The sequence below is a fragment of the Paenibacillus sp. OSY-SE genome, assembly GCF_000283315.1.
GTDB lineage: Bacteria > Bacillota > Bacilli > Paenibacillales > Paenibacillaceae > Paenibacillus_B > Paenibacillus_B profundus.
This window is the reverse complement of record NZ_ALKF01000193.1, coordinates 47,669-71,038: the sequence shown is the minus strand read 5'-3', so window position 1 is coordinate 71,038 and position 23,370 is coordinate 47,669. Positions and strand designations below refer to the sequence as shown.

Annotated in this window: 26 protein-coding genes and 2 pseudogenes; 21 read left to right on the top strand and 7 right to left on the bottom strand. The window is 46.3% G+C overall.

Annotated features, from left to right (window positions below; genetic code table 11):
• The first annotated feature begins 100 nt into the window (after positions 1 to 100).
• The 5 genes from spoIVB to A372_RS0121160 all read left to right on the top strand — a co-directional run bounded on the left by spoIVB (position 101) and on the right by A372_RS0121160 (position 4,546).
• On the top strand, positions 101 to 1,513 hold the full coding sequence (gene spoIVB, locus A372_RS0121180; protein WP_019422905.1) for a SpoIVB peptidase: 1,413 nt from the start codon (positions 101 to 103) through the stop codon (positions 1,511 to 1,513).
• Between the two features lie 170 nt (positions 1,514 to 1,683).
• Positions 1,684 to 2,508: a sporulation transcription factor Spo0A gene (gene spo0A, locus A372_RS0121175; protein ID WP_019422904.1), complete on the top strand. Its 825-nt coding sequence runs from the start codon at positions 1,684 to 1,686 to the stop codon at positions 2,506 to 2,508.
• 449 nt (positions 2,509 to 2,957) lie between these two features.
• Entirely contained in the window at positions 2,958 to 3,203 is a 246-nt protein-coding gene (locus tag A372_RS0121170) for a DUF4318 domain-containing protein (RefSeq protein WP_019422903.1), read from the top strand.
• A 197-nt stretch (positions 3,204 to 3,400) separates the two neighbouring features.
• Positions 3,401 to 3,868: a hypothetical protein gene (locus A372_RS0121165; protein WP_157259640.1), complete on the top strand. Its 468-nt coding sequence runs from the start codon at positions 3,401 to 3,403 to the stop codon at positions 3,866 to 3,868.
• A gap of 219 nt (positions 3,869 to 4,087) precedes the next feature.
• Positions 4,088 to 4,546 (top strand): hypothetical protein, encoded by a 459-nt coding sequence (locus tag A372_RS0121160; RefSeq protein ID WP_019422901.1) that lies wholly within the window; start codon positions 4,088 to 4,090, stop codon positions 4,544 to 4,546.
• Between the two features lie 24 nt (positions 4,547 to 4,570).
• Here A372_RS0121160 and A372_RS34465 read toward each other — a convergent pair whose 3' ends face one another.
• Positions 4,571 to 5,143 (bottom strand): GNAT family N-acetyltransferase, encoded by a 573-nt coding sequence (locus A372_RS34465; RefSeq protein ID WP_019422900.1) that lies wholly within the window; start codon positions 5,141 to 5,143, stop codon positions 4,571 to 4,573.
• Between the two features lie 302 nt (positions 5,144 to 5,445).
• On the opposite strand from A372_RS34465, the gene A372_RS0121150 reads away from it, so the two are divergent.
• Both A372_RS0121150 and A372_RS0121145 read left to right on the top strand, forming a co-directional pair.
• The gene (locus A372_RS0121150) at positions 5,446 to 5,817 is read left to right on the top strand and encodes a hypothetical protein (RefSeq protein ID WP_019422899.1); all 372 of its coding nucleotides are present in this window, start codon (positions 5,446 to 5,448) and stop codon (positions 5,815 to 5,817) included.
• A gap of 2 nt (positions 5,818 to 5,819) precedes the next feature.
• Complete coding sequence (locus A372_RS0121145; RefSeq protein ID WP_019422898.1) at positions 5,820 to 6,125, top strand: hypothetical protein; 306 nt, start codon at positions 5,820 to 5,822, stop codon at positions 6,123 to 6,125.
• A 234-nt stretch (positions 6,126 to 6,359) separates the two neighbouring features.
• Here the strand turns inward: A372_RS0121145 and A372_RS39640 are convergent, their stop codons facing one another.
• Positions 6,360 to 6,560 carry an Lrp/AsnC family transcriptional regulator gene (locus A372_RS39640; protein ID WP_443146845.1) on the bottom strand — a complete coding sequence of 67 codons (201 nt, stop codon included), beginning with the start codon at positions 6,558 to 6,560 and terminating at the stop codon, positions 6,360 to 6,362.
• A gap of 72 nt (positions 6,561 to 6,632) precedes the next feature.
• Here A372_RS39640 and A372_RS38740 point away from each other — a divergent pair, with 72 nt between their 5' ends.
• Positions 6,633 to 6,776, top strand: a complete 144-nt coding sequence (locus A372_RS38740) for a hypothetical protein (protein ID WP_019422897.1) — start codon at positions 6,633 to 6,635, stop codon at positions 6,774 to 6,776.
• Between the two features lie 109 nt (positions 6,777 to 6,885).
• On the opposite strand, the gene A372_RS0121135 is transcribed toward A372_RS38740, so the two are convergent.
• Complete coding sequence (locus A372_RS0121135) at positions 6,886 to 7,170, bottom strand: hypothetical protein (protein WP_019422896.1); 285 nt, start codon at positions 7,168 to 7,170, stop codon at positions 6,886 to 6,888.
• Between the two features lie 390 nt (positions 7,171 to 7,560).
• On the opposite strand from A372_RS0121135, the gene A372_RS0121125 reads away from it, so the two are divergent.
• The 3 genes from A372_RS0121125 (at position 7,561) to A372_RS34460 (ending at position 10,383) form a co-directional block, all read left to right on the top strand.
• Positions 7,561 to 7,995 carry a cell envelope integrity protein TolA gene (locus A372_RS0121125; protein ID WP_019422894.1) on the top strand — a complete coding sequence of 145 codons (435 nt, stop codon included), beginning with the start codon at positions 7,561 to 7,563 and terminating at the stop codon, positions 7,993 to 7,995.
• An 11-nt stretch (positions 7,996 to 8,006) separates the two neighbouring features.
• A complete protein-coding gene (locus tag A372_RS0121120) occupies positions 8,007 to 8,708 on the top strand; it encodes an AIM24 family protein (RefSeq protein ID WP_019422893.1) in 702 nt (233 codons plus the stop codon).
• A gap of 160 nt (positions 8,709 to 8,868) precedes the next feature.
• A complete protein-coding gene (locus A372_RS34460; RefSeq protein WP_019422892.1) occupies positions 8,869 to 10,383 on the top strand; it encodes a VanZ family protein in 1,515 nt (504 codons plus the stop codon).
• Positions 10,384 to 10,498: 115 nt separating this feature from the next.
• Here the strand turns inward: A372_RS34460 and A372_RS0121110 are convergent, their stop codons facing one another.
• On the bottom strand, positions 10,499 to 10,798 hold the full coding sequence (locus A372_RS0121110; protein ID WP_019422891.1) for a DUF2627 domain-containing protein: 300 nt from the start codon (positions 10,796 to 10,798) through the stop codon (positions 10,499 to 10,501).
• Between the two features lie 242 nt (positions 10,799 to 11,040).
• Here A372_RS0121110 and lpdA point away from each other — a divergent pair, with 242 nt between their 5' ends.
• From lpdA to lipB, 5 genes are all read left to right on the top strand, one after another.
• A complete protein-coding gene (gene lpdA / locus A372_RS0121105) occupies positions 11,041 to 12,468 on the top strand; it encodes a dihydrolipoyl dehydrogenase (protein ID WP_019422890.1) in 1,428 nt (475 codons plus the stop codon).
• 143 nt (positions 12,469 to 12,611) lie between these two features.
• Positions 12,612 to 13,643 (top strand): thiamine pyrophosphate-dependent dehydrogenase E1 component subunit alpha, encoded by a 1,032-nt coding sequence (locus tag A372_RS0121100; protein ID WP_019422889.1) that lies wholly within the window; start codon positions 12,612 to 12,614, stop codon positions 13,641 to 13,643.
• Positions 13,634 to 14,617 carry an alpha-ketoacid dehydrogenase subunit beta gene (locus A372_RS0121095; RefSeq protein WP_019422888.1) on the top strand — a complete coding sequence of 328 codons (984 nt, stop codon included), beginning with the start codon at positions 13,634 to 13,636 and terminating at the stop codon, positions 14,615 to 14,617. Before A372_RS0121100 ends, A372_RS0121095 begins: the two co-directional genes overlap by 10 nt.
• Positions 14,618 to 14,700: 83 nt before the next feature.
• Positions 14,701 to 16,122, top strand: a complete 1,422-nt coding sequence (locus A372_RS0121090) for a dihydrolipoamide acetyltransferase family protein (protein ID WP_019422887.1) — start codon at positions 14,701 to 14,703, stop codon at positions 16,120 to 16,122.
• A gap of 36 nt (positions 16,123 to 16,158) precedes the next feature.
• On the top strand, positions 16,159 to 16,878 hold the full coding sequence (gene lipB / locus A372_RS0121085; protein WP_019422886.1) for a lipoyl(octanoyl) transferase LipB: 720 nt from the start codon (positions 16,159 to 16,161) through the stop codon (positions 16,876 to 16,878).
• Between the two features lie 97 nt (positions 16,879 to 16,975).
• Here lipB and prli42 read toward each other — a convergent pair whose 3' ends face one another.
• Entirely contained in the window at positions 16,976 to 17,077 is a 102-nt protein-coding gene (prli42, locus tag A372_RS36545) for a stressosome-associated protein Prli42 (protein WP_019422885.1), read from the bottom strand.
• 80 nt (positions 17,078 to 17,157) lie between these two features.
• Here prli42 and A372_RS0121075 point away from each other — a divergent pair, with 80 nt between their 5' ends.
• From A372_RS0121075 to A372_RS0121055, 5 genes are all read left to right on the top strand, one after another.
• Positions 17,158 to 18,288 (top strand): M20/M25/M40 family metallo-hydrolase, encoded by a 1,131-nt coding sequence (locus tag A372_RS0121075; protein ID WP_019422884.1) that lies wholly within the window; start codon positions 17,158 to 17,160, stop codon positions 18,286 to 18,288.
• 83 nt (positions 18,289 to 18,371) lie between these two features.
• Positions 18,372 to 19,235, top strand: a complete 864-nt coding sequence (locus A372_RS0121070; RefSeq protein WP_019422883.1) for a helix-turn-helix transcriptional regulator — start codon at positions 18,372 to 18,374, stop codon at positions 19,233 to 19,235.
• A 97-nt stretch (positions 19,236 to 19,332) separates the two neighbouring features.
• Entirely contained in the window at positions 19,333 to 19,881 is a 549-nt protein-coding gene (locus A372_RS0121065) for a sigma-70 family RNA polymerase sigma factor (protein ID WP_019422882.1), read from the top strand.
• Entirely contained in the window at positions 19,868 to 21,280 is a 1,413-nt protein-coding gene (locus A372_RS35575; protein ID WP_019422881.1) for a DUF4179 domain-containing protein, read from the top strand. The genes A372_RS0121065 and A372_RS35575 overlap by 14 nt, the downstream gene beginning before the upstream one ends.
• A gap of 104 nt (positions 21,281 to 21,384) precedes the next feature.
• Positions 21,385 to 22,377 carry a hypothetical protein gene (locus A372_RS0121055; RefSeq protein ID WP_019422880.1) on the top strand — a complete coding sequence of 331 codons (993 nt, stop codon included), beginning with the start codon at positions 21,385 to 21,387 and terminating at the stop codon, positions 22,375 to 22,377.
• Between the two features lie 367 nt (positions 22,378 to 22,744).
• Here the strand turns inward: A372_RS0121055 and A372_RS39635 are convergent.
• Together A372_RS39635 and A372_RS38735 are read right to left on the bottom strand one after the other, a co-directional pair.
• A pseudogene (locus tag A372_RS39635) lies at positions 22,745 to 22,894 on the bottom strand (IS110 family transposase); the annotation flags it as partial.
• Between the two features lie 33 nt (positions 22,895 to 22,927).
• Positions 22,928 to 23,185 (bottom strand): annotated as a pseudogene (locus tag A372_RS38735) (IS110 family transposase); the annotation flags it as partial.
• Positions 23,186 to 23,370 lie beyond the last annotated feature (185 nt).

The window sequence follows — 23,370 nt, the reverse complement described above, 5'->3', positions numbered from 1 at the left end:
TCATTTTCACTTATAAAACGTAGGGGTCAAGGATACCTTATAGTTACGAAACGGCACGTCCTTTTCGTCAAGCTTCCGCCAACAAAGGAGTGTGACACCTTTGAACCCCAACGTTAAACGTCTGCTCGGTCTGATGCTAGTCATTATCGTTTGTTTATGCTGTACAACGGCTCCATTTCGCACTTTTGCGGCATTGCCGAGCGAGCTTCGATTATTTGAAGGAGAGCAAAAAGAACTTCATCTCGTTATGCCTGTACACGCTCAAGCTACGGTGGACCGACCGGATATTTTGCGTGTTAATGGCGAGAATCGCCCTTCCTTCAACTTATCGCTGCAGCAGCCGATTTCTCTACAATCGTCCCAATCAGGGCAGGCCGAACTTAAGCTGAAGCTATTCGGAGGTATTCCGTTAAAGACGCTTAAGGTGAATGTCGTACCTAACCTGCGCGTTATTCCAGGTGGACAGACGATTGGCGTTAAAGTCAAATCAGCGGGCATCCTTGTTGTAGGTCACCATCTTGTCCAAGTAAGTTCGGATAACAAAATCTCTCCTGGAGAAGCGGCGGGAGTCCGATTAGGTGATCTCATTATGAGTATGAACGGGATTCGACTAAATGATGTAAGCAAAGTGGCGGATGTTGTAAGGCAGGCTGGAGAAAGCAAGAAGCCGCTTGAGCTTGTTATTCGCCGCGGAGAAGCAGAAGTGAAGACAAAGCTTACGCCAGCATATGATACAGAAGATAAGACGTGGAGACTCGGATTGTACATTCGTGACTCTGCGGCAGGCGTAGGAACGCTTACTTTCTATGCACCGGATCAAGGTGTATATGGTGCATTAGGTCACGTAATTACCGATATGGATACGCAGTCGCCCATTGTCGTCGGTCAAGGTGAGATTGTTCAATCCAACGTAACCTCGATATCTAAAAGTCAAAATGGTGAACCCGGTGAGAAAAGAGCCCATTTTCTGAAAGAAAGTCGTGTATTAGGCAATATTGAACGAAATACTCCGTTCGGAATATTCGGGAAAATGACGGCTACTCCGGATCACAGTGTATTTAAAGAGCCAATCCCGGTAGCATTTAGCGAAGAAGTACAAGAAGGACCTGCGGAAATGCTGACCGTAGTTAACGGCCAACAGGTCGAGCGCTTCAAGATCGAAATTGCGCATGTGACGAAGCAGTCTACACCTGCAACTAAAGGAATGGTCATACGGATAACTGATCCGCGACTATTACAGAGGACCGGTGGAATTGTGCAAGGAATGAGCGGCAGTCCGATCATTCAGAACGGCAAATTAATCGGCGCCGTTACCCATGTCTTTGTCAATGACCCAAGCTCGGGGTATGGATGCTTTATCGAATGGATGCTGCAGGATGCAGGTGTCGTATTATCGTCACCGCAGACGTGGGGGCTACAGGGGAAGGTACACGCGCAGCGTGCGCCTTCTCCTTTTTTACCAAGTAAATCGACATCAATGTCGAACCTTTACGAATCAGTGCGAATGGTGTAGAAATTTACAATGAATATTTCATTATAATGGATCTTTTCGAAAAAATAAAGAAAAAAAGTTTTCGACAGAAGGAATTTCATTCTTGATGTCGAATAACATGATCTGGAAAGGATTTAACACTCATTGCATTGGTGCCGATATGCGAAACTTTGACAAGGGAGGATTAAAAGTTGCAAAAGATCGAAATACTGTTAGCGGACGACAACCGAGAATTCACTAATTTGTTAGCTGATTTCTTATCAGAACAAGACGACATGGTCGTCACTGGGGTCGCCTATAATGGCGAAGAGGTACTCCAATTCCTGGAGCAGACGAGAGCGGTGCCGGATGTGCTCATTCTCGATATTATTATGCCGCATTTAGACGGCTTAGGTGTGTTAGAACGTTTGCGAAGCTTGAACTTGTCCCCGCAACCTAAGATCATTATGCTCACCGCATTTGGGCAGGAGAGCATTACGCAACGCGCGGTCCAACTTGGCGCCTCGTATTACATATTGAAGCCATTCGATATGGATATACTGGCCAATCGCATTCGGCAGTTAGCTGGCGTATCGTCAAACAGCGCTTTATCGGGTGGTTCCAGCGCCAGCAGCTTGATGACTTCATCGTCCAAATCCAATGTTGTACAGCTTGGCAAGACGAAGAATTTGGATGCGAATATCACTTCGATTATTCATGAAATCGGTGTCCCGGCACATATTAAAGGATATCAGTATTTACGCGAAGCGATTACGATGGTATATAACAACATTGAAATTTTGGGTTCCATTACGAAGACATTATATCCTGCGATTGCGGAAAAATACAAAACGACACCAAGCCGTGTTGAACGTGCCATCCGCCATGCGATTGAAGTCGCTTGGACGCGCGGCAACATCGACAGCATCAGCCGTCTGTTCGGCTATACGATTAATATTAGCAAGTCGAAACCAACCAACAGCGAGTTCATCGCGATGGTAGCCGACAAGCTGCGCATTGAGCATAAGGTGAGCTGAAAAGGTATGGAGTAAGGGATTAAGACGTCTAACATCCAGTTCAAAATGCCGATAAACTCGATATTGTGAAATTGTCAGAATTAGAGTTTTATCTAGAATTTTTAACGTATTGTCAACAGAAAGGACTGTTTAAGAAACCGATAGTTTCTTATGAACATTCTCTAAAACTGCTTAATACGTATCTTTAAACGAACAAGGTATTGAAAACTTGGCGGATGTGAAAATAAATCACATCCGCCAATACATTTTCTGTTCAAGAAACAGGTAAGTTCACCGTTGTAAGCCGCGCAAATTCCACACAAGTAACCTTTCATCAGAACCATAGTGCGTTAGGAAATTGGCGCTTAAAATGAATACGAATGAATGCCTCGTCTTTGATTGATAGCGAGGTTTTTTCGATCCTGTGTAGAATTATTAGTAGTAATCAATTATAAAAGAGGGGGACAATCATGATGAAAAATCTTCTTTGGAAAAAGATTTTGAAGAAAGGTTTTGCGGTCGAATTGGAACAACTTCCAAAGAATAAACAAGAATTTTTAGATGAAATTGAACGTTATTGTATGAAAGAAAAGGTAGCATACGAGTTTGTAGAATACGATAGACCTGCAGTTATTTCTATAGATAATGTTGTTTATAAATGCCAAGTTGAAAATGCAGGAAGACCAGGCTTTGTGCTTCATTTCAAAGAAATTTAATACCACAATGATTGGTCGCATAAAGAAAGAAGCCCCGTTGAATAAAACGGGGTTTTTTGTGAACCGAGCCCCTGTATTCCAAATGTTCGTACGCTCTCAAGTTATTAGTACAATTGAACTATATACTATATAGTGTAATAAATGGTGATATATAGGTGTCTTGATAATCGAATAAATAATAGAAGGGCGGAATGGAAATGAAATTCAAAAAAATAGTTTCAACATTTTTTGTTTTTGCATTTGTTTTAGTATTTTCACAGAGTGCCTTTGCCCTGACTGGAGTTGGCGATACGCAAGAAAATGCAATATCGTTATTTCCTGCTCCAAGTGGTGATGATCTTTTTCAAGACATTGATCTCTACCTAGATTCCAGTGAAGATAAGGATTGGTTTAAGTGGACAAATACAACTGGAGAAAATAAATTTCTTGGTGCATACTTATCGTCAAAAGGTAGAGAATGTAACTTTAGACTTGGGATGACTATTAAATATACTCCGACAAGAAACTCTAATATGGTTTATGCCGATTATATAGGACCCGGCAATGCTCAAATGATTGATAACATCATAATTCCTCCGTGGGCAACTGTATACATTAAGATAGATTCTACGAAATTTGTCCCTGAGCAATATGTTTTTTATTTTCGTTTATATCAATATAAGTAACTGAGAAGGAATGCTCTATTTTATTTATTCAAGAAAGCTTTTACACCCTCGCTATGTCCACGATCCACTTAGATTAAGTTTTCTTTGTAGAATATTACATTAATGTTTAATAACCGACAAAATATTAGTCCTATCGCACTATATACCAGAAGGTTGATTAATTGGAAATATTTTGTTGAGGGTTCGGCCGACTCATATTGCATTTGGAGGCGAATGTTTATGAGAATAAGAAAGGTAATAACGGCCCTACTTACTTCCGTGCTAATACTAACTTTTGCACCATCAGCATTTGCACAAAAAGGTGTTGCAGATACCTTTGATACTGCAATTGAGGTTGACCTTGGCTATGTGCATGAGCATGGCGGTTACCTCGACGCTCCCGATGATCTCGATTTCTACCATGTAAAGAACACTACTCCAGGCATGCGCACAGTAGCAGCGTTATTTACCCCACCTAATAGTGGTGGAACGTATGATCTGATGTTTATTGTATTCAAAAATGACGGACAAGTTATTTCGTTCAAAGATGAGGGCAACTATGGTAGTCCTGCAATACCGCGTTTTCTGACAACCACTATTAATCCGGGTGAAGACGTGTATGTATTAGTGCGAGGGAGATACCCTTCGGATTATGATCCTAACACACCGTACAGACTGGTAATAGACACTCGCAGTTAGATGTTATTAATAAAAAAAGCACCTTTAGGTGCTTTTTTTATCTTGCACGAAAGGCAGGGCGTTAGACAAAAACTCTTTTTCCAGAATTGAATAATAATATTGATCGGTCCATTGGTTTTGCCAAAAAAGCTCCTCTTTAAAAACAGCTTCCTTTGTCATTCCAATATGTTCCATAAGTGATGAGGAACGAGTATTATTTGAATTGCACATTCCAACCACTTTATGGGCATGTAATTGTTCAAATGCGAATTTCAATAAAAGTGTGGCCGCTTCACTTCCGTAACCCTTACCCCCATATTCCGGAAGTATGGCATACCCTATTTCCCAGCTTTTTCTATATTCGATATAGCTCCAAACTTGCGCTAAACCGATGGGCGTTTTCCTTTTATCCGTTGCAATACTTACAATAAAATCATAACTGCACGTTTGGTCGCTTTCATTGATTTTATGCAGATATTTTTCTCGAACAACTTGTTCATCCGACGGCACATCTTCTTCAAAACACCATAAGTTCTTATCACATTCTAACCTGCAAATGAAATCTAAATCATTAACAGAAATCCTTGACAGCAATAGTTTCTCTCCAAATATCTCCACAAAATACCCTCCATTATTATTAGAATTACTGGTTAAAACCTTCTGCATCAATTTCTGCTAATGTCTTAATCAAGAAACTCATAAACATTGAAAGAGATGTGCAATTCACGAACTTCGCGAATAACATTATTTTACTTTGATATACCGATAAGGCAAATAGCATTTGTCCTGCACAAAAAGTAATAGACCGTCCTCTGGAAAAGGTTAGCGGTCTATATAACATGGACGATTTTATACGTCTACTTTATTTGGTATCTCTACAATACGGGACCTATGTCTGTGAAAACTAGGGGGTGAGCCGTATGTGTCTGGCGCAATGCTATATCGAACAGATTCATAAGCTGAACGAAAGCATAACGGAGACATTCGAAGGTTTAAGCTGGATGTTATCGCGCGAATACGACATGTCTAACTTCCGACTAAATTGCCATCATTTATCCCTAAGACCTATCCTGGCTGCTCCTTTGGCTTACAAGTATGATTTGGATAACCAGAACCTCTGGCAAGTTCAGCAAAAGATTGATATACTAATAATGCATCTGTTCGCTCCTTTTTTTTGTTGGTGTGGTGCTTACAACAATAAAGGAAAAGCAGATTTTTTCTATTTTCCGCCTTACGTCATCCTGCCAAGTACTGATTTCGGTTTTGAACTAAATAGAAAAGGGGAAATATGAAAATGAAAATTAATTTGGTTTTTACTAATAAAGGAAAAACGGCAATAGAAAAATTCAATAATGAAGAATTAATTGAGATATTCGCTAGATATAGTAAAACATTAGCAAAGCACTATCCGATTGATGTTACTGTTCCCACTGAGCTTAATCAGAATATTGTTGCAGAAGGTGTTATAACCGTGTTGGCTGAAAACGTAAAATGTGACGCAGTTATCTTTTTTAAAGAATTAGCTAGAGATATTAAAATCCCTTTAAATAAAAGACTTGGTGGAAAATTAGACACCGTATATAAAATAGTAGTGGTTTGATTGTCGGTAGTAGTCTATTTGAAGCCCGAAACCAAGCAATGCATGAACTATAGAAAAAGATTCGAGACATTGAAGAAGAGAACGAAATTCTAAAAAAGGTAATGCACTACTTCGCAAAGGACCGGTGCTGATCTATGGATTTGTATACTAACACCACTTTCAGCTCCGTGTCGCGAAGATGTGCTCCGTATTTCAAGTTTCTCGAAGTGGATAGTTCCTCTAAAACCAATGGAATTAGCAATTTGTAATCAATTGGTGACAATAGTCAATAAATGAATTGCATTGTGTTGTACGAAAGAGCATAAAAGTCACCGTATTCATTCCCATTTTTTCATGGGAGACCACCGTACGGTAATCCGTAATTATACCGTTTTCCTCTAATCGACGGACACGTTCCGTCACTGCCGGCTGGGTTAACCCTACACACTTACCAATTGAAGTTATAGATTATCGTGCATTCCTCCAGCAAAATCTTCTGATCAATTTGAAGAAGGTCGTGAAGTCAATGTGCCGGTGCTGACGGATGCCTACGTCGCTTATGAATGCAAAGTGACCGACATCCGGACGCATGGCGATCATGCTAAGAAAGCGGCTCTAACGATTTCTTCCGCTCGTCTTCTGCCCGCCCTAATCATCAGCAACCAAAAGTAATATTCTCCATTAAAAAGTAAACAGGCTTGTCCCAGTTTCGTATAAAGCAGGGCGAACAATCAGAAGTTGCTTCTGCACGACAATAGCCAGATATATTGATGCCGCCCCGTTATTTTTTTAGATTGTTCAAGCTGTCTAAAAAATCTCCGATGGAGAGGTCGCTTATTTGCTCAACAAGCTGATCCATTTGTGTCTTTTTGCGGAGAGATCCGATAAGCAGCACTTCCACTGCTTGATCTCGGTCAACGAGGATTGACTGCACTTTAAGTGAATTTGTTAACAAGGCGGCGATGACCGCGATCTGATCGACAGTCAGTTTTGGGGTACTGCTTTTTTTTTTATTGTTTTTATTTTTATCGTTACATTTTTTTTGCCGTCCTTTCGAAAAGGTCACTGACACTCACCTTCTTGTCAAATTATCCATGTTGGTTGACGAATCTATTGCAAACATGTTAAGAGACGGTTTCTTTTGGTTCAGGTGTAGGTTCCACAAGACCGGATGAGAAAACAATAACCAATAAAATGACGACAATAAGCAGTACTTTTCGTTGATCCTCATCACGCATCACGGTTCCCCCTTATGAGTCCTGCATTACTGATATAGTAAGCAAAAGTGCTGTAAAAGGTTCCGGTGGTTGACCATTTCCCCCGAAAATCAACTGTTATCTAACGATTTTGTAACCTTACATTTCCTTTTCAACCGACAAAGATATGCTATAATGTTGATTGAAATTGTCGATTGATAGGTGAATAGTTGAATTCATCTCAAAAGGAGGCGGATGGTATGCAACCAAGAAAAAAAAGGGGAAGGCCGGCATTATGGCTAAGTATGCTGCTCTTTTTTAGTATCATGTTCCTTGTTCCCAGTCCGTCCGCTCATGCTGGATTCCTGCAGAAGCTGTCAGAGCTTCCGGCTGATTTTGACAAGATGAAGCAGCAATATGAAGAAACACGGCAGTCACTTGAGGATGCAAAACGTCAGTCCGACGCCATGCAGCAGCAATTGCAGGCCGAGAACGAATCGCTCAGGCAGCAAAATGAGCAATTGCTCCAGCGCATTGATCAATGGGAGCAGAAAGATGTGGAAGCGAAGCTGCAGGAGAAGCTGCAATTTCGCCGGATTATGATTACTGTATTTACAGGGATTGGTCTGGTTCTGCTATATATTATTATGACCCGGGTACTGCGTATCTTTGTCTGGCGCCGAACGATGAAATAAAGGAGAAGCTGATGGAAGTCATTCAAGAAGCCCAAGAATTGCATGCACAGATGACTTCCCTGCATCTGAGCGGGGATGAGGCCGTTTATATTTTGCACCCGCGGCAAATTATCGCCTTCCAAGGCAATTCCGCCAATCGTGAGGATCGGTTCATGGACATTGCCGGGATGTACCGCAAACGCAAATTTATACAATCTAGAATCAGTGGACCGTCTTCCGTTATGCTCGGCTTGCCGAACGGTTATTGCTTAAAGACACTGCATATTACGGAGGGCAGCGATCTGCTGTTTGAATGGAAGCATATTCTGTTCTACACCGAAGGCATTCATGTAGAGCGGCGCATACAAAAGTTGAAAAATGTGCTCATTACAAAAGAAATCGTAAAGATGAAGTTCCATGCTGACGATGGATTGTTAGGCATCTTGTCGAACGGTCCCTTGTATTCGATGCAGCTGCATCCGGAGCAACCCACCTATGTGAATATCGGCTGCCTTGTCGCCTATCCTGAGAATGCGACGTTGAAGCCGTGCGTGTACGGTAATTCCATAGCGAGCCAGAACATGAATGTACAATGGGAAATAACCGGAACAGGGCATGTCCTGCTGCAAACGAACATAAACGATCGTCAATTGGAGCATGATTTAGAAGGGGACGGCTTGGTTAAAAGAATCATGAGGGAGACGATACCGTTTGGCGGGATATTCATTCGTTAGACCGGATCCGAATACATAGGTACCGCTCGTTCATTAGATCATTACGAAGGCTAATGAAGGGCGGTTATTTGTTTTATTGCGTCAATGATAAAAGGTTGACAACCGCCTGTGAAGTCGGTACATTAATTTTTGCGACAATTTGATATAGGAAGGATTATTCATGAACACATATTTGTTTCCGATTAAGATTGCCCTCATTACATTTCCTTTCGTAGCGCTTTTTTTGACGCTCCCGTTTCTGATCGTGCAATACCGCAAATACGGCTACGTTAATAAAGTGCGTTCTCTCGTGCTGTATTCCATGCTGCTTTATTTTATTTCCGCTTTTTATCTCGTCATTTTGCCGCTGCCTGCGCAAACACATAATTGCGTGGAGCGGTCGAGCGCCGTATTTGAGCAGCTGAGGCCGTTTCAATTCGTTCGCGATATTGTGAAAGAATCCAGAGTTGAATGGTCACATCCGAGCACCTATGTCTATTTGTTGCAGGAGCGGGCATTTTTTCAAGCGGCGTTTAATATGGTGCTGACACTGCCGCTAGGAGTGTACTTGCGCTATTACTTCCGCCGCTCCTTCTTGCAGACGACCGTGATTGCATTGCTGGTATCCTTGTTCTTTGAAGTAACGCAGCGTACCGGGTTGTATGGCATTTACGACTGTCCGTATCGCTTGTTCGACGTGGATGATCTGCTTCTGAATACGTTAGGCGGTATGGCCGGATTTTTGCTGGCGCCACTGATTACGTATTTCCTGCCTCGTTCGCATCAATTGGACGATAAAGTCGATTTGAAGAGCAAGCCGGTTGGATTTATCCGCAGAGGTATCGCCGTATGGCTCGATTCAATAGTCTTGTCCATCGTGATGGGCTGCGTGTACATCGTGTTCACTGCTCTAGTATATAAAGAAAGAATGGCGAAATTCGAATTACTAAGCATGAATCCTATTTATTTGGCAGCGGGCATATTCATCTACTTCATTGTGATGCCGCTATTTACGGAAGGAAAGACGTTCGGTAAATGGGTGACACGGATTCATCTGCAAGAAGACCGATTGGATTCAGAAGAACAACAACGTGTCGTATCCTTCTCTGGATTACTCAAACGATATGGGATTCTCTATTTCGGTGTTGGCGGCATCAACTACGTGTTCTGGTATGTATTGAATTTCAACGAAGTGATGGATTCCCCTCTTGTTATGGTAGCGATTTTCTTGGCGTGGCTCATTTTCAATGGAGTGCTGTTCATTCATCTCTTGCTTCATTTGTTTAAAAAAGATAAGCGTCTTTTCTACGAAAAAATAAGCGGCACTCGAAACGTCATTATGATACCGGAGCGTATGCTGCGCGATATGGATCTGCTGCCGACCACTCCGGAAAAAGAAGAAACGATGAATGAGGAGGCGACGAAACGTTCTCCTGACACATCGTATAACGATACAAATGAAGAGCCGCTTCACGATGCGCAGGAACTGCCGTCAACGAGCGAAATGGAATCTGAACGTACCGAGCCGGAACAGCTCTCAAAAGAGGAGTTCATCGCTCAGGAACTCGCCAGACTGAAGGCGAAGTTGGCGCAATCGGGTTCAACGCCGGCAGGCTCCGAGCAGGATGGATTAACAAGCGGTGGCACACAACGTACTGCCGGGGACCGTCCAGCTGACGAAGACAAAGGCAAGTAAAGCGGGAGCTCTAGCCGCGCAGACAGGGCGGACTCTTACGGACGAAAGGTGCAACCGCCCTATCCATAGAGTAAGGCCCCTTCCCACGAGTCAAGTCGAATGGAAGGGGCCTTTATTATTTCAATGAAGCGGGCTTGGGCCGCTTCTTGCGGAAGCGGGCCGCCACATAGTTGCGCTTACGGTCACGATAGAAGATCCATCCGCCGATAAAGCCTGCGCCAATGAGGAACAGTACAAGTCCGCCTAAAAGTGACAACCATCCGAATGCCGGGTTGGCGATTGCATCATTCCCTTTGTCGGCGATGTATTGGAAGATGACATTTTTCATAACGAGAAAGCCGTATGTAGCCGCTATGCCTGGCAGGACAAGCAACAATATGGCGATAAAACGAGTGATGACATGCGTCTGCTTCATAATGATATCACCTGTCAGTTCATTGTTAGATTCGTATCCCCCCTATCTTACCGTGATTTGCAGCACATGTCTAATCTTTCCTGCTCCTGCTGGTGTGCGCATCTGGGAAACATGTTTGGCGGGTGAACAAAAAGAGAGTACAATAGAACCATTGGAGTTGTACGTTTTATAGAGGTTGTTCAGAAAGTTCCTTTTTGAACATGCGCTTATAGCGGAAATATCGTCTAAAGGAGTGTTGATCAATGACAAAACAAGTGGACGTCGCCATACTCGGTGGCGGAACGGGTGGATATATTGCAGCAATCGCGGCTTCGCAAGCAGGGAAGAAGGTAGTTGTCATCGAACGGGAGAAGCTGGGCGGAACCTGCCTGCATCGCGGCTGCATACCGAGCAAAGCGCTATTGCGGAGCGCAGAATTATATAGACAAGCACAGAATAGCAGCACGTTCGGTATCGAGATCGAAGGGGTAAAGCTGAACTTTGAGCGCGTGCAATCCCGGAAGCAGGAAGTCGTCGAGCAACTGCATCGCGGAGTGCAATTCCTGATGCGCAAGCACCATATCGAGGTCATCCAAGGCAATGGACGAGTTATGGGGCCGTCTATTTTTTCGCCGAAGAGCGGCTCGGTAGCCGTTGAGTGTGATAACGGAGAAGCGGTGACGCTCGTTCCGAAGCAGTTGATTATAGCGACAGGTTCAAGACCGCGTGCATTACCAGGACTTCAAGTAGATGGAACCTATGTGGTGACGACGGATGAGGCGCTGGAATGGACGGCTTTGCCGCGTCGCGTCGCCATCGTGGGAGGCGGAGTTATCGGAATGGAATGGGCGTCCATGCTCGTCGATTTCGGCGTGGAGGTGGATGTCATCGAAGCTGCCTCGCATATCGTGCCGCAGGAGGATGAAGACACCTCGCGCGAGCTTGAGCGGCAGTTGAAGAAGCGAGGGGCCCGTATACATACGCAAGCGAAATTACAACCTGAAGAAATACATGTGGATGAAGCTGCCGGCGAGGTGCATTTGCTCGTTGAAGTGGGTGGAGAGACATCTAGCATAATTGCAGACAAGCTTCTCGTATGTATAGGCAGACAAGCCAATATTGAAAATATCGGACTGGAAAATTCAGGAGTCGAGTCTGCGGATGGATTCATCCGAGTCAATGAATGGATGCAGACGAATGAACCACATATATATGCGATTGGCGATGTGATTGGCGGACTCCAGCTTGCCCATGCAGCCTCCGCAGAAGCGCTCGCCGCAGTTAGCCACTTCAATGGACAGGCAGCTATTTCCCTCGATTACCGTCGTATTCCGCGTTGTATCTACTCGATGCCGGAAGCGGCTTCTATAGGTTGGACGGAGAAGGAAGCGAGAGCAGCCGGAATGGATATTCAAGTGAGCAAAATGCCGTTTCAAGCGATTGGCAAGGCCATCGTGCACGGGGAAACGGACGGATTTGTGAAAGTGATCGCCGACGCGAAGAGCAACGACTTGCTTGGTGTTCATATTGTCGGTCCGCATGCTACCGAATTGATTGGCGAGGCGGCAGTGGCCAAATGGCTGGATGCCACGCCATGGGAAATGGGCCATGTCATTCATCCGCATCCGTCTCTGTCTGAAATTATGGGAGAAGCGATGTTGGCGATGGAAGGGCGATCGTTAAGCATGTGACAAGTTGGACGGATCTGACGTTTTCTTTTTCAAAAGGTTAAGGTTATAATAGTGTTAGGCTCAAGTCTTAGTACCTGGTATTATGTAATGAATTGCTTGACCGGAATGGATGGATTACGTTGATATTAAAGGAGGATGACTCCATGACGCCTGACGTGACTGTTCGTCAGAAGATGAAGCATGAAGAACTCGGATTAACGAATGCGCAAGCCATTGAAATGTACCGCATGATGGTGCTTGCCCGTAAATATGACGAACGCGCGTTGCTGCTGCAGCGTGCCGGGAAAATTAACTTCCATGTCTCCGGCATCGGCCAAGAAGCGGCCCAAGTCGCAGCCGCATTTGCCCTTGACCAGAATAAAGACTATTTCTTGCCATATTACCGCGATTACGGCTTCGTGCTGTCTGTCGGCATGACCGTGCGCGAATTAATGCTTGCCCTGTTCGGGAAAGTGCAGGATCCGAACAGCGGCGGACGCCAAATGCCGGGCCACTTCGGCTGCAAACGGCTGCGTATCGTTACCAGCTCCAGTCCGGTAACGACTCAGGTTCCGCACGCTGTAGGCATAGCGCTTGCCGCCAAGATGCGTAAGGAAGATTCGGTGTCCTTCGTCACCTTGGGAGAAGGCTCTAGCAATCAGGGAGATTTTCATGAAGGCTGCAACTTTGCGGGAGTCCACAAAGTACCGGCTATCATCATGGTTGAGAACAACCAATATGCGATTTCGGTGCCTATCGCCAAGCAGGTGGCCGGTCGAATTAGCGATCGGGCGCTAGGCTACGGATTCCCAGGAGTGCGCGTCGACGGCTGTGATGTGCTGGAAGTATTTCGCGTCATGAAAGAAGCGCGTGAACGGGCGGTGCGCGGTGAAGGACCGACGCTGATCGAAGCGATGATGTACCGATTATCGCCTCACTCCACTTCAGACAACGACTTGGCTTATCGGACGAAGGAAGAAGTCGACGCGAATTGGGAGAAGGACGGAATACCTCGCTATAAAGCGTATTTGATGGAATGCGGCATTTGGTCGGAAGAAGATGAGGCCAAGCTGCTTGCGGAATTGAAAGCCATTATCGACGATGCGACGGCTTATGGGGAACAGGCTTCATTTCCACAGCCGGAAGATGCATTGACACATGTCTACGCAGAGGAGGAACGCGGAACATGGCAGTAATGGAATATATCGACGCCATTCGACTGGCGATGAAAGAAGAGATGGAGCGCGATAGCGAAGTGTTCGTGCTTGGGGAGGATGTCGGCGTGAAGGGCGGCGTCTTCACCACAACGAAAGGGCTGTATGAGCAATTCGGTGAGGAGCGTGCGTTGGATACGCCACTGGCCGAATCGGCAATTGCCGGGGTCGCTATCGGTGCGGCCATGGTTGGGATGAAGCCGATTGCGGAAATGCAATATTCGGACTTCATGTTCCCGGCAACGAACCAGATCATTAGCGAAGCGGCCAAGATTCGCTACCGTTCCAACAACGATTGGACGTGTCCTTTAGTTATCCGAGCCCCTATCGGCGGCGGAGTGGCAGGCGGATTATATCATTCTCAATGTCCGGAATCAGTCTTTTTCGGGACGCCGGGACTCAAGATTGTTGCTCCGGCCACGGCTTACGATGCGAAAGGCTTGTTAAAAGCCGCGGTGCGCGATCCCGATCCGGTCATCTTTTTTGAGAATAAGAAGTGCTATCGGATGATTACAGGAGACGTTCCGGACGACGATTATATTGTGCCTATCGGTAAGGCGAATGTACTGCGCGAAGGGACGGATATTACCGTTATTGGCTACAGCCTGCCGCTTCACTATGCCCTTCAGGCTGCTGAGGAATTGGCGAAAGAAGGCATTAGCGCGCACATCCTCGATCTGCGCACCATTCAGCCGCTCGATCGTGAAGCCATTCTTGAGGCTGCAGCGAAGACAGGCAAGGTTCTCATCATTCATGAAGATAATAAGACAGGCGGAGTGGGCGCCGAAGTGTCTGCTATCATTTCAGAGGAACTGCTGTATGATTTGGATGCTCCAATCAAGCGGCTGTGCGGACCGGATATTCCGGCAATGCCGTTCAGTCCTCCATTGGAGAAGTTCTTCATGTTAAGCAAGGATAAAGTAAAAGAAGCGATGCGTCAGCTGGCGCTATTCTAATGAACGGGAACTATCGATCGAGGACACGGGAGCGTCAGCATCCTGCTGTTCCTCTGTCGGTTCAAGAACGGGAGTGAGAAACAATGTCTTCAGACAATGTAAAAGAAGTAACCATGCCGCAGCTCGCGGAATCACTCGTGCAAGCTACAATCGGGAAATGGTTAAAGCGTCCCGGCGAATCGTTCGATGCGTACGAACCGATCTGTGAAGTGCTCACTGACAAGGTCGTAGCAGAGATTCCAGCAACGGAAGCTGGGGTCATGAACGAAATCTTGGCGCAGGAAGGTGATACGGTCGCTGTCGGCGCCGTAATTTGCCGTGTGCTGCCGGAAGGAGCTCCACCACTGGCAGCGGCTGCACCAGCAGCAGTAGAGGCAACACCATCGATTCCAGCGGGGACGACGATTAGCGGGACGGATCAAGGCCAGGAAATGCGGCAGCGGTATTCACCAGCCGTACAACGTCTGGCGCAGGAGCATGGTGTTGACTTGCTTAGCGTGAATGGAACAGGGCAGGGAGGACGCATTACGCGCAAAGACGTGATGGCTGCGATCGAGTCCCATGCAGAGGCTACGATGAAGCCGCAGACTTCGGCGCATGCCGCTTCTGCGACGACACCAGCAGCAGGCCGCGGGACGGCCACGGCGTCTCCCTTCGCGTCAGTCAGCAGCAGTCAGCCTTCGCAAGGAAGTGATGCGAATAGGGGCTCCATGGAGGCAAATGTGACGGTGCGTCATTCAGGGCTTCATCTTGGCGAGACGCCGCGCATCCCATCGATTGAAGTCGAAGGACGGGACAGAGCGGGACATGGGGAATCGTTTATTGACGTGACTCCGATTCGTCAAACTATTGCGAGAAATATGCGTCAAAGCGTATCGGAAATCCCGCACGCGTGGACGATGATCGAAGTTGATGTGACGAACCTGGTGCTGCTGCGGAGCAAAATAAAAGATGAATTCAAACGCAAAGAAGGGATCAACTTAACTTACTTGGCGTTTGTCCTAAAAGCTATAGTTAATGCGATTAAAGATTATCCGATTATGAATTCCCACTGGGCAGTTGACAAAATTATCGTAAAGCGCGATATCAATTTGTCTTTGGCAGTGGGCACAGAGGATTCGGTATTGACGCCGGTCATCAAGCAGGCTGATCAGAAAAACATTGCCGGGTTGGCGCGTGAAATTGAGGAATTGGCCCGCAAGACACGGGAGGGACGCTTGCGGATCGACGATATGCAAGGCGGCACGTTCACTGTTAATAACACGGGGTCGTTCGGATCGATTCTGTCTTATCCGATTATTAATTACCCGCAAGCAGCTATTTTGACCTTCGAATCCATTGTGAAGAAGCCTGTCGTCATCAACGATATGATTGCCGTCCGCTCTATGGCCAATATGTGTCTGTCCTTGGATCACCGCATCTTGGATGGCGTAATCTGCGGGCGCTTCCTGCAGCGCGTCAAGGAGAACCTGGAAGGCTATTCGCTGGATACAAAGGTATATTAAGCACGGGCACGAATCGACAGAAGAAAGCGTGAGACGATGAACCCTAACAAGGTAATGATAAGCTCAGGAAAAGCTATAAACGTTCACTATTTGGATCGAATCGACTATGGGGCCGCTTGGGATAAGCAAAAAGAAATGGTGCACGCTATCGATGACGGTACGGAGCAAGATTCATTGCTCCTTCTGGAGCATCCTCCGACCTATACCATCGGCTCGCAGCGCCATCCCGAGCATCTGCTGCTCAGTCCGGAACAGCTGCAGCAGCAAGGAATCGCGGTCTATGAAATCGATCGCGGAGGGGATATTACATACCATGGTCCAGGGCAATTGGTAGGATACCCTTTGCTGTTCCTTGAAGGTCCCCAGCTCGATTTGCACGGCTATTTGCGTTCTTTGGAAGAAGCCATCATTCAATTCCTGGGAACGTTCGGCATCGAAGGCAGCCGTAAACCGGAGTATACTGGCGTATGGGTGGGAAATCTGAAGATTGCTGCCATCGGCGTCAAGTTCAACCGCTGCCGCCACCGTCGTGGATTCGTGACGAGTCACGGCTTTGCCCTGAACGTAAAGAGCGGCATACAGCATGAAGGCTTTAGCGGAATTATCCCTTGCGGGATAAGCGAATATGGCGTCACCTCATTGGAGGATTGCACAGGTCAGACCTTCTCCGTGAATCAGGTAGGACAGATGCTGCTGCCGCATGTCACACAAGTGCTGGGCTTTGAGCGCGCGCTCATCAGGACGCAGCTGCAATAAGCCTGTCTGAGCGCATTACGCGAAATATAAGAGAAGCCATGCATGAATGCATGGCTTGTCCCATAAGCTGCTTGCTCTGTATGATGCGGCTCCCAGTCTAACCGAATATGAAAGGTTCAATGAGGGCAAATAAGGTCGACCCGATCATGGCAGCCAGCATGAGGTAAACCACAATTTTAAACCATTTAGTTGATTTCACGGTATAAAGAACTCCTTTCTACGCAATACATGATGCACTTCTCACTATTTTAACTAAGAAATCGTCTGGAGGAAAGCGAAATGGTCCAACAGGAAAGACTTGTGCAACATTTTATGGAATTGGTGAAAATCGACAGCGAAACGAAGCACGAGCGTGTCATCTGCGATACGCTGAAGCAACAATTCGAAGCATTGGGCTTGCGCGTTACGGAAGATGATACGACAGGGACGACCGGTCATGGCGCAGGGAATTTGATTGTCACTTGGCCGGCAACCGAAGGAACGGACGGAGCGAAGCGCTTGTTCTTCACTTCCCACATGGATACGGTGCAACCAGGCAACGGAATCAAGCCGCAGCTTGGCGAGGACGGCTATATTCGCAGCGACGGTACGACCATTCTCGGCTCAGATGATAAAGCCGGTCTTGCCGCTATGTTCGAAGCGATCCGGGTCATTCAAGAGAACAATCAGGCGCACGGACAAATTCAGTTCATCATTACGGTTGGCGAAGAATCTGGCCTCGTCGGCGCGCGTGCGATGGATGCGAAGCATTTGGAAGCGGACTTCGGTTATGCGCTTGACTCCAACGGGGAGATCGGAGCGATTGCGGTAGCGGCGCCGACACAAGCGAAGATTACGATGGAAGTGTATGGCAAATCCGCGCATGCAGGCGTGAATCCGGAAGATGGCATCAGCGCGATTCAAGTGGCCAGCAAAGCGATTTCCCGCATGCCGCTGGGACGGATTGACCACGAAACGACGGCGAACATCGGTCGATTCGCAGGCGGCGGCGCGACGAACATCGTGTGCGACTATGTAAAATTGGATGCGGAAGCACGCAGCATCGTGCAGCATAAGGTAGAAGCGCAAGTGAAGGCAATGAAGGAAGCGCTGGAAAGCGCGGCTGCCGACTGTGGCGCGCGTGCGGAATTCAAGAGCGATATCGTATATCCGGCATTCAACTTTACCGAGAAGGACGAAGTGGTGCAGCTGGCGCAGCGTGCCGTCGAACGCATCGGCTCTACCGCTCGCTTATTTCATTCCGGCGGCGGCAGCGATGCGAACATCTTTAACGGCATGGGCGTGCCGACAGTGAACCTTGCGGTCGGTTACTTGGATATCCATACGACGAAAGAGCGGATTCACGTATCTGATCTGGTGAAGACGAGCGAGCTTGTCTTAGCGCTCATTCAAGAGGCTGCTCAGTCCTAATCGGCACAGACAACTTTAACAACGCTGAACGCAAGCACGACAGCTCCATTCTGCCCGGCTCATCCGTGAAGGGGGAGAGATCGTTGTCTTTCATTCATCATACCAGCATGTTCGAATTGCAGTACCGGAATGCGGCGCCTTACGAGGTGCCGCACTTTCATTCCCATTCCAGCTATGAGATTTACATGTTCCATGCCGGGAAAGTGCACTATCTGATCGGCGATCAAATATATATGCTGGAGCCGGGCGATCTGATTCTAATGCATGGTCTCACGCTGCACCGGCCGAATATCGATACGTCTTATCCGTATGTGCGCTCCATCATCCATTTCGATCCGCGCTATGTCGAGGCGGTTCATCCCAATTTGCCTGCCGAATCCAGAGATGATGTGCTGCGCCCGTTTCGGGAATTGAAGTATGCGCGTTTGAAGCTCCCGAGTGCTCATCAGGAAGAAGCAGAGCGGCTGCTGACGCGCATGAAATCCTTCGCAGGACGAAGCGATTTCGTCGGGGAGCGCCGGATGCAGCTGGCATTTTTGGATTTGCTTTATTGCATATACGACTGGTGCAAAGAGCCTATGGCGGCGTTGCCGCCGGCAGGCGAACGCGAGAAGCACGTGCAGGAGACGATTCGCGTCATCGAAGGCTGCTATCAAGAAGATGTGACGTTAGACGATATCGCCGAGCGACAGCATCTGAACAAATATTATTTGAGCAAAGTGTTCAAAGACGTAACCGGTACGACGGTGTTCACGTATTTGTATCACCGCCGTATTAATCAGGCGAAGGTGTGGTTTTTGACGGAACCGCAATGGAGCGTCACGGATGTATCCTTTCGCGCGGGATTCAAGCACTTGCCTCATTTTTCACGGCTATTCAAGCAAATGGTCGGTTGCACTCCCGAACAGTATCGCAAGCAGTTGTTCAGTTCTCCCGAGAAGCAGTAGCTTCTTGGGAGTTTTTTTATGAAAAAATAAAGAATATGGAACCGAGCGGAGGCGTGCCCTATCTAACTAATTAGAATCAGATGAATAGAGGAGGAGCATGGATGTGCAAATCGTAGAAGATGTGAGGCTTGCTCAACAGGGAGATTGCGAAGCTTTCATTCGCCTCATATCCGGTGTAGAACGCAGCTTGTATGGAGTGGCCCGCTCGATGCTCAGACGGGATGAAGATTGCGCCGACGCGATACAGGAGGCCATCTTAAAAGCGTTTCGAGCAATACATACGATTAGGGAGCCTGCTTATTTCCGTACGTGGATGTTCCGCATTGTCATTAACGAATGCCGGCAAATAATGAGCAGGCAACAAAGAATCGTAGTCGTGGCCGAGCTTCCGACATTGTCTTCACCCGCTTCCGACTATGAAAATATTGAATATCTTGATCTTGTCGCTGCTATCGATCGGCTCGAAGAAATGCATCGTATCGTCATCACCTTGCACTATTTTGAGGATATGACGATTAAGGACATTGCCGAGCTTCTCGAGACAACGGAAGGAACGGTGAAGTCCCGTCTCTATCGGGCCCGGGCGGTTCTAGGAAAATATATTGACAATCCCTACGAAAGGAAGAACGACTATGAAACGTGTTGAACTGGATCAAGTTGTGAAGCAAGCTGTGGCCAAGAGACCCGACGATTTGCCGGATGTAATCAGACAACGTTTCGATCAGACATATGCCGCTTTGCGGGCTACGCCAGTCAAGCATCCCGCTGCTTTGCCTGAGGTTGTGAAAGAACGAATCGAACAGTCTTACAATTCCCTGAAAGAGTATCCATCGAGACGCACAAGAGGCCGCTCCCGCAAAGGGATGATGACAGCCGCAGCAGCAACTGTCATCGGCTTCGGCATTATCGGTTCCGGGTTCGTATCCCCGACGATGGCGCAAACCTTGAAGCAAATTCCATTCCTTAATTCTGTCTTCAAAGTCGCAGGTGATTTGGGTCTGCAGGCGGCAGATGAGAAGGGTCTGGTTGATGATGTCAATCAGAGCGTGACGAATAGCGGTGCAACAATCGATGTGTCAAAGGTCATTTATGATGGAGCAAGACTATCCATCGGCATCGTTCAGCCAGCGCCCGGGCGGGACATTAAGGGGGTAGAGCTATTCATCGATGGAATGAACGAACATTTTGGGCACAGTTATACGGATCCGATCCCTTCTGAAGACGGCAAAACGGTAAACAGCGTGTATAATTTCACCCCGAATTGGAATCTGCCTGATGAGTTCGAATTGTCGCTGCATGTTTATCTAGAAGACATGGAAAATGAAAGATTTGAGTTCCGTTTTCCGGTTAAAAAGATCGCTTCCCGCACCCTCACGCCGAAGATAGAAAAGCAACGGGGCGAGGAGAAAATTGCGCTGGAACAAATCGAGATATCGGAAGCTTCCACGCGTGTGGTGCTGGCGTTTGATCATCCGGTCAATGAGGAAGATGGCACCAGCTACCTGAAGGACCTGAAGGTCGCAGTGTTCGATGACCGGGGGATTGAGCTTGAGCCAATAGGCGCATCCAGCACAGGCACGCGTATTGATACTATGTTGTACAATACGTTGAATAAGCATTACGCGCCTTTCCAGCGAATGCCGCAATCCATTACGCTGCGGCCGTATTACGATGAGTTCAAGATGAAAGAGATTAAAACGAAAGTGGAAACTATGCCTACGGAAGATGCACCGCTCGTTCTGGATCAAGGTCCGGCTGGACACCTGGAAGTGTCACGCATCGAGTATAAAGACGATAAAACACTGCTCTATTACCGCTCGTTCGGAGATGAGCCTTTCCGCAACAGTGGAGAGTTGTTAATAGAGGATGAGGCAGGAAATAAATATCATTATAATAAAAAACGGATTGAAGATCCGGAAACGTACAGCTTTGTTGCCGAGTACCCGGCGTTGAAGCCTGATGAAAAGCTCACGTTCATCACAGATGAAACCCCCGCGACGAAGTACATTGAGGAATTTGAAATGACGATCCCGGTAACAGAATAATTCGAGGTTTAAAGAGACATAAAAATTTTTCTAATAAAATGGAACCGGAATTGAAGATGAATGATCTAACAGAGTGAATCTTGTATTGATGGAGGTACTTACTAATGAAACCATTTAAAATTTTCATGTTATCTATATCCGCAGCAGCGCTTGTGATAGCGTCCATACCGGGGCCTGTTACTCATGCAGCAAAGGGAAGTACGCAGCAGGAACAAGCCCAAGATATGAAGTTTTCGGATTTGGATCCCAAAATACAAGAGACTGCCAAGAAATGGGTTACAGATTTGTCCGGAAAAAACATGGAGTTTGCCAGAGTGTTGAATCAGGATGGTGTATGGGTTATTGAATCTAAGGATGGAAAAAGCCAACTCTCCATTATCAAGAAAACGGGAGAAATGGAATATGTGAATATTTTCCTAACCTTTGACCAATTGGATGATATCTGGAAAAACAAAGCAATGACTGCCCTTAAAAATATGGCAGGCGAACGTGAATTTAAGGTCGAACGCGTCGATATCAACCGACATGCCAATGATAAAGAAACAAGAACCTTAATGGGCGGTAAAGGCTTCGCGGTGTCCTTCACGGATTCGAGCCAGGTGGTGACGGTGGAGTATCCTATCAAGGAGGTGGACCGTTCCGTACTGCAAGCGGCAGAACAAGCGCTTAAGCAATTTACGGGCGGGACAGCGCACAAGCTGACGAGCGCAACTCGCTATGATATTAATATTAACGATCCGAGAGAACAGGCTGACATATGGAGCCTATGGGGCGGAGATAAAAAACAAAGCTTGTATGTTCAAGTCGGCGCAAAAACAGGTAAAGTGACGCAAATTAGCGTGACGAAAGAAGAGACACCCGAAAAAGACAAAGCTTATGGCAGCCTAAAAGCAGACAAGGTGAAGGCGGCGGCGGCACCGGCGGCGAAGAAAATGTTCGGCATTGACCTGAAGGATTATGCCATGGAGCAAACCAATAGGTACGAAAACCATTTTGTTTTTACGAAAAAGGGAAGTCCAACGTTGGAGGCGCGAATTGATTTGAAAGGGAATTGCTACAGCATAGCAATCATATCCCCTGATAGTAAAATTGAGTAATACTTATTCCGATGCTCCCGATATGGAACAGGCATACACCAAAATGAAGACGGGAAAGGTCAAAGAGTCGGTATTCTTTATAAAATGTGTAACATTATAATAAGGTATTTTTAAGCTGAACTAATTCAAAAAATTTAGTTCAGCTTTTATTTATGAGCAAAAATGAAAATTGGAATATTTACAAAGTATCAGTACACTACAAATTAATGTCTATACTTTTTTTTATTCAACTAAACCAGCTAATAGTTTGTCGAGATTTTTCAATAAAAAATAAGAACCATACGTGATATACTAAAAAAGCGCGTGCCAAATAACCCTCCATTATCTCTTGAATGGAAGGTTTTGAGCTGTTTAGTAAGATAAAATTTTAATCTATATCCTGGAAAATGGTTCTGTTTTTTAATAGGGCATAAATCCAATGTAAGAGCTTATTTACACAAGCAATCATATCTACTTTAAAAGGTTTTCCTTCTTCACGCTTTTTGTCGTAAAACTCACGCATTTTTTTGTTTCGAGTCTACTCGTACATAACTCAGATATCTTGTCCGTCATTGATGATAATCAATAAATACCCTCGTTCTTCTAAGTAATGTCACAACAGGAGCTTGATAATGCCCTGTAGCTTCTAAAACTATTGAAGGCTTTTTACCAGCCTCTTTCCTTACATCCTCCAGAAACATTACAAGATAGTTAAGTCCCCCGATAGTATGGTCTACTTTAAAACTCTTACGATATGGTCGACCTTTATCTAAAAATGCTTGAACCTGCTTTCTCCTTTTGAAATATCCAGACCAACGACTGGATTCATTTTAAATCTCCTCCTAATCTAGTAATTTGCCAGTAACCCCTAATCCTCCATGTAGTGTCACAGCTTCGCTTGTTATACGAGATCTAAGTCCCAACCAGCCTCAATCATGTTTCTACAAGTAGGGGGCGAACGGTTTAGTTGACGGGGTCAAGCCCCACGAGCAGATACGTTCTACCCTGGCTACT

What these genes read in the sequence shown, in the direction of transcription:
- lipB (WP_019422886.1), top strand. Translation starts at nt 16,159, where the DNA reads ATGAACCCTAACAAGGTAATGATAAGCTCAGGAAAAGCTATAAACGTT.
- A372_RS0121055 (WP_019422880.1), top strand. Translation starts at nt 21,385, where the DNA reads ATGAAACCATTTAAAATTTTCATGTTATCTATATCCGCAGCAGCGCTT.
- A372_RS0121160 (WP_019422901.1), top strand. Translation starts at nt 4,088, where the DNA reads ATGAGAATAAGAAAGGTAATAACGGCCCTACTTACTTCCGTGCTAATA.
- A372_RS0121090 (WP_019422887.1), top strand. Translation starts at nt 14,701, where the DNA reads ATGTCTTCAGACAATGTAAAAGAAGTAACCATGCCGCAGCTCGCGGAA.
- A372_RS0121165 (WP_157259640.1), top strand. Translation starts at nt 3,401, where the DNA reads ATGAAATTCAAAAAAATAGTTTCAACATTTTTTGTTTTTGCATTTGTT.
- A372_RS0121170 (WP_019422903.1), top strand. Translation starts at nt 2,958, where the DNA reads ATGATGAAAAATCTTCTTTGGAAAAAGATTTTGAAGAAAGGTTTTGCG.
- A372_RS0121065 (WP_019422882.1), top strand. Translation starts at nt 19,333, where the DNA reads ATGGATGTGCAAATCGTAGAAGATGTGAGGCTTGCTCAACAGGGAGAT.
- A372_RS0121150 (WP_019422899.1), top strand. Translation starts at nt 5,446, where the DNA reads ATGTGTCTGGCGCAATGCTATATCGAACAGATTCATAAGCTGAACGAA.
- A372_RS0121145 (WP_019422898.1), top strand. Translation starts at nt 5,820, where the DNA reads ATGAAAATTAATTTGGTTTTTACTAATAAAGGAAAAACGGCAATAGAA.
- A372_RS0121110 (WP_019422891.1), bottom strand. Translation starts at nt 10,798, where the DNA reads ATGAAGCAGACGCATGTCATCACTCGTTTTATCGCCATATTGTTGCTT.
- A372_RS0121075 (WP_019422884.1), top strand. Translation starts at nt 17,158, where the DNA reads ATGGTCCAACAGGAAAGACTTGTGCAACATTTTATGGAATTGGTGAAA.
- lpdA (WP_019422890.1), top strand. Translation starts at nt 11,041, where the DNA reads ATGACAAAACAAGTGGACGTCGCCATACTCGGTGGCGGAACGGGTGGA.
- A372_RS0121120 (WP_019422893.1), top strand. Translation starts at nt 8,007, where the DNA reads ATGGAAGTCATTCAAGAAGCCCAAGAATTGCATGCACAGATGACTTCC.
- A372_RS0121125 (WP_019422894.1), top strand. Translation starts at nt 7,561, where the DNA reads ATGCAACCAAGAAAAAAAAGGGGAAGGCCGGCATTATGGCTAAGTATG.
- A372_RS0121100 (WP_019422889.1), top strand. Translation starts at nt 12,612, where the DNA reads ATGACGCCTGACGTGACTGTTCGTCAGAAGATGAAGCATGAAGAACTC.
- A372_RS34460 (WP_019422892.1), top strand. Translation starts at nt 8,869, where the DNA reads ATGAACACATATTTGTTTCCGATTAAGATTGCCCTCATTACATTTCCT.
- A372_RS0121095 (WP_019422888.1), top strand. Translation starts at nt 13,634, where the DNA reads ATGGCAGTAATGGAATATATCGACGCCATTCGACTGGCGATGAAAGAA.
- A372_RS35575 (WP_019422881.1), top strand. Translation starts at nt 19,868, where the DNA reads ATGAAACGTGTTGAACTGGATCAAGTTGTGAAGCAAGCTGTGGCCAAG.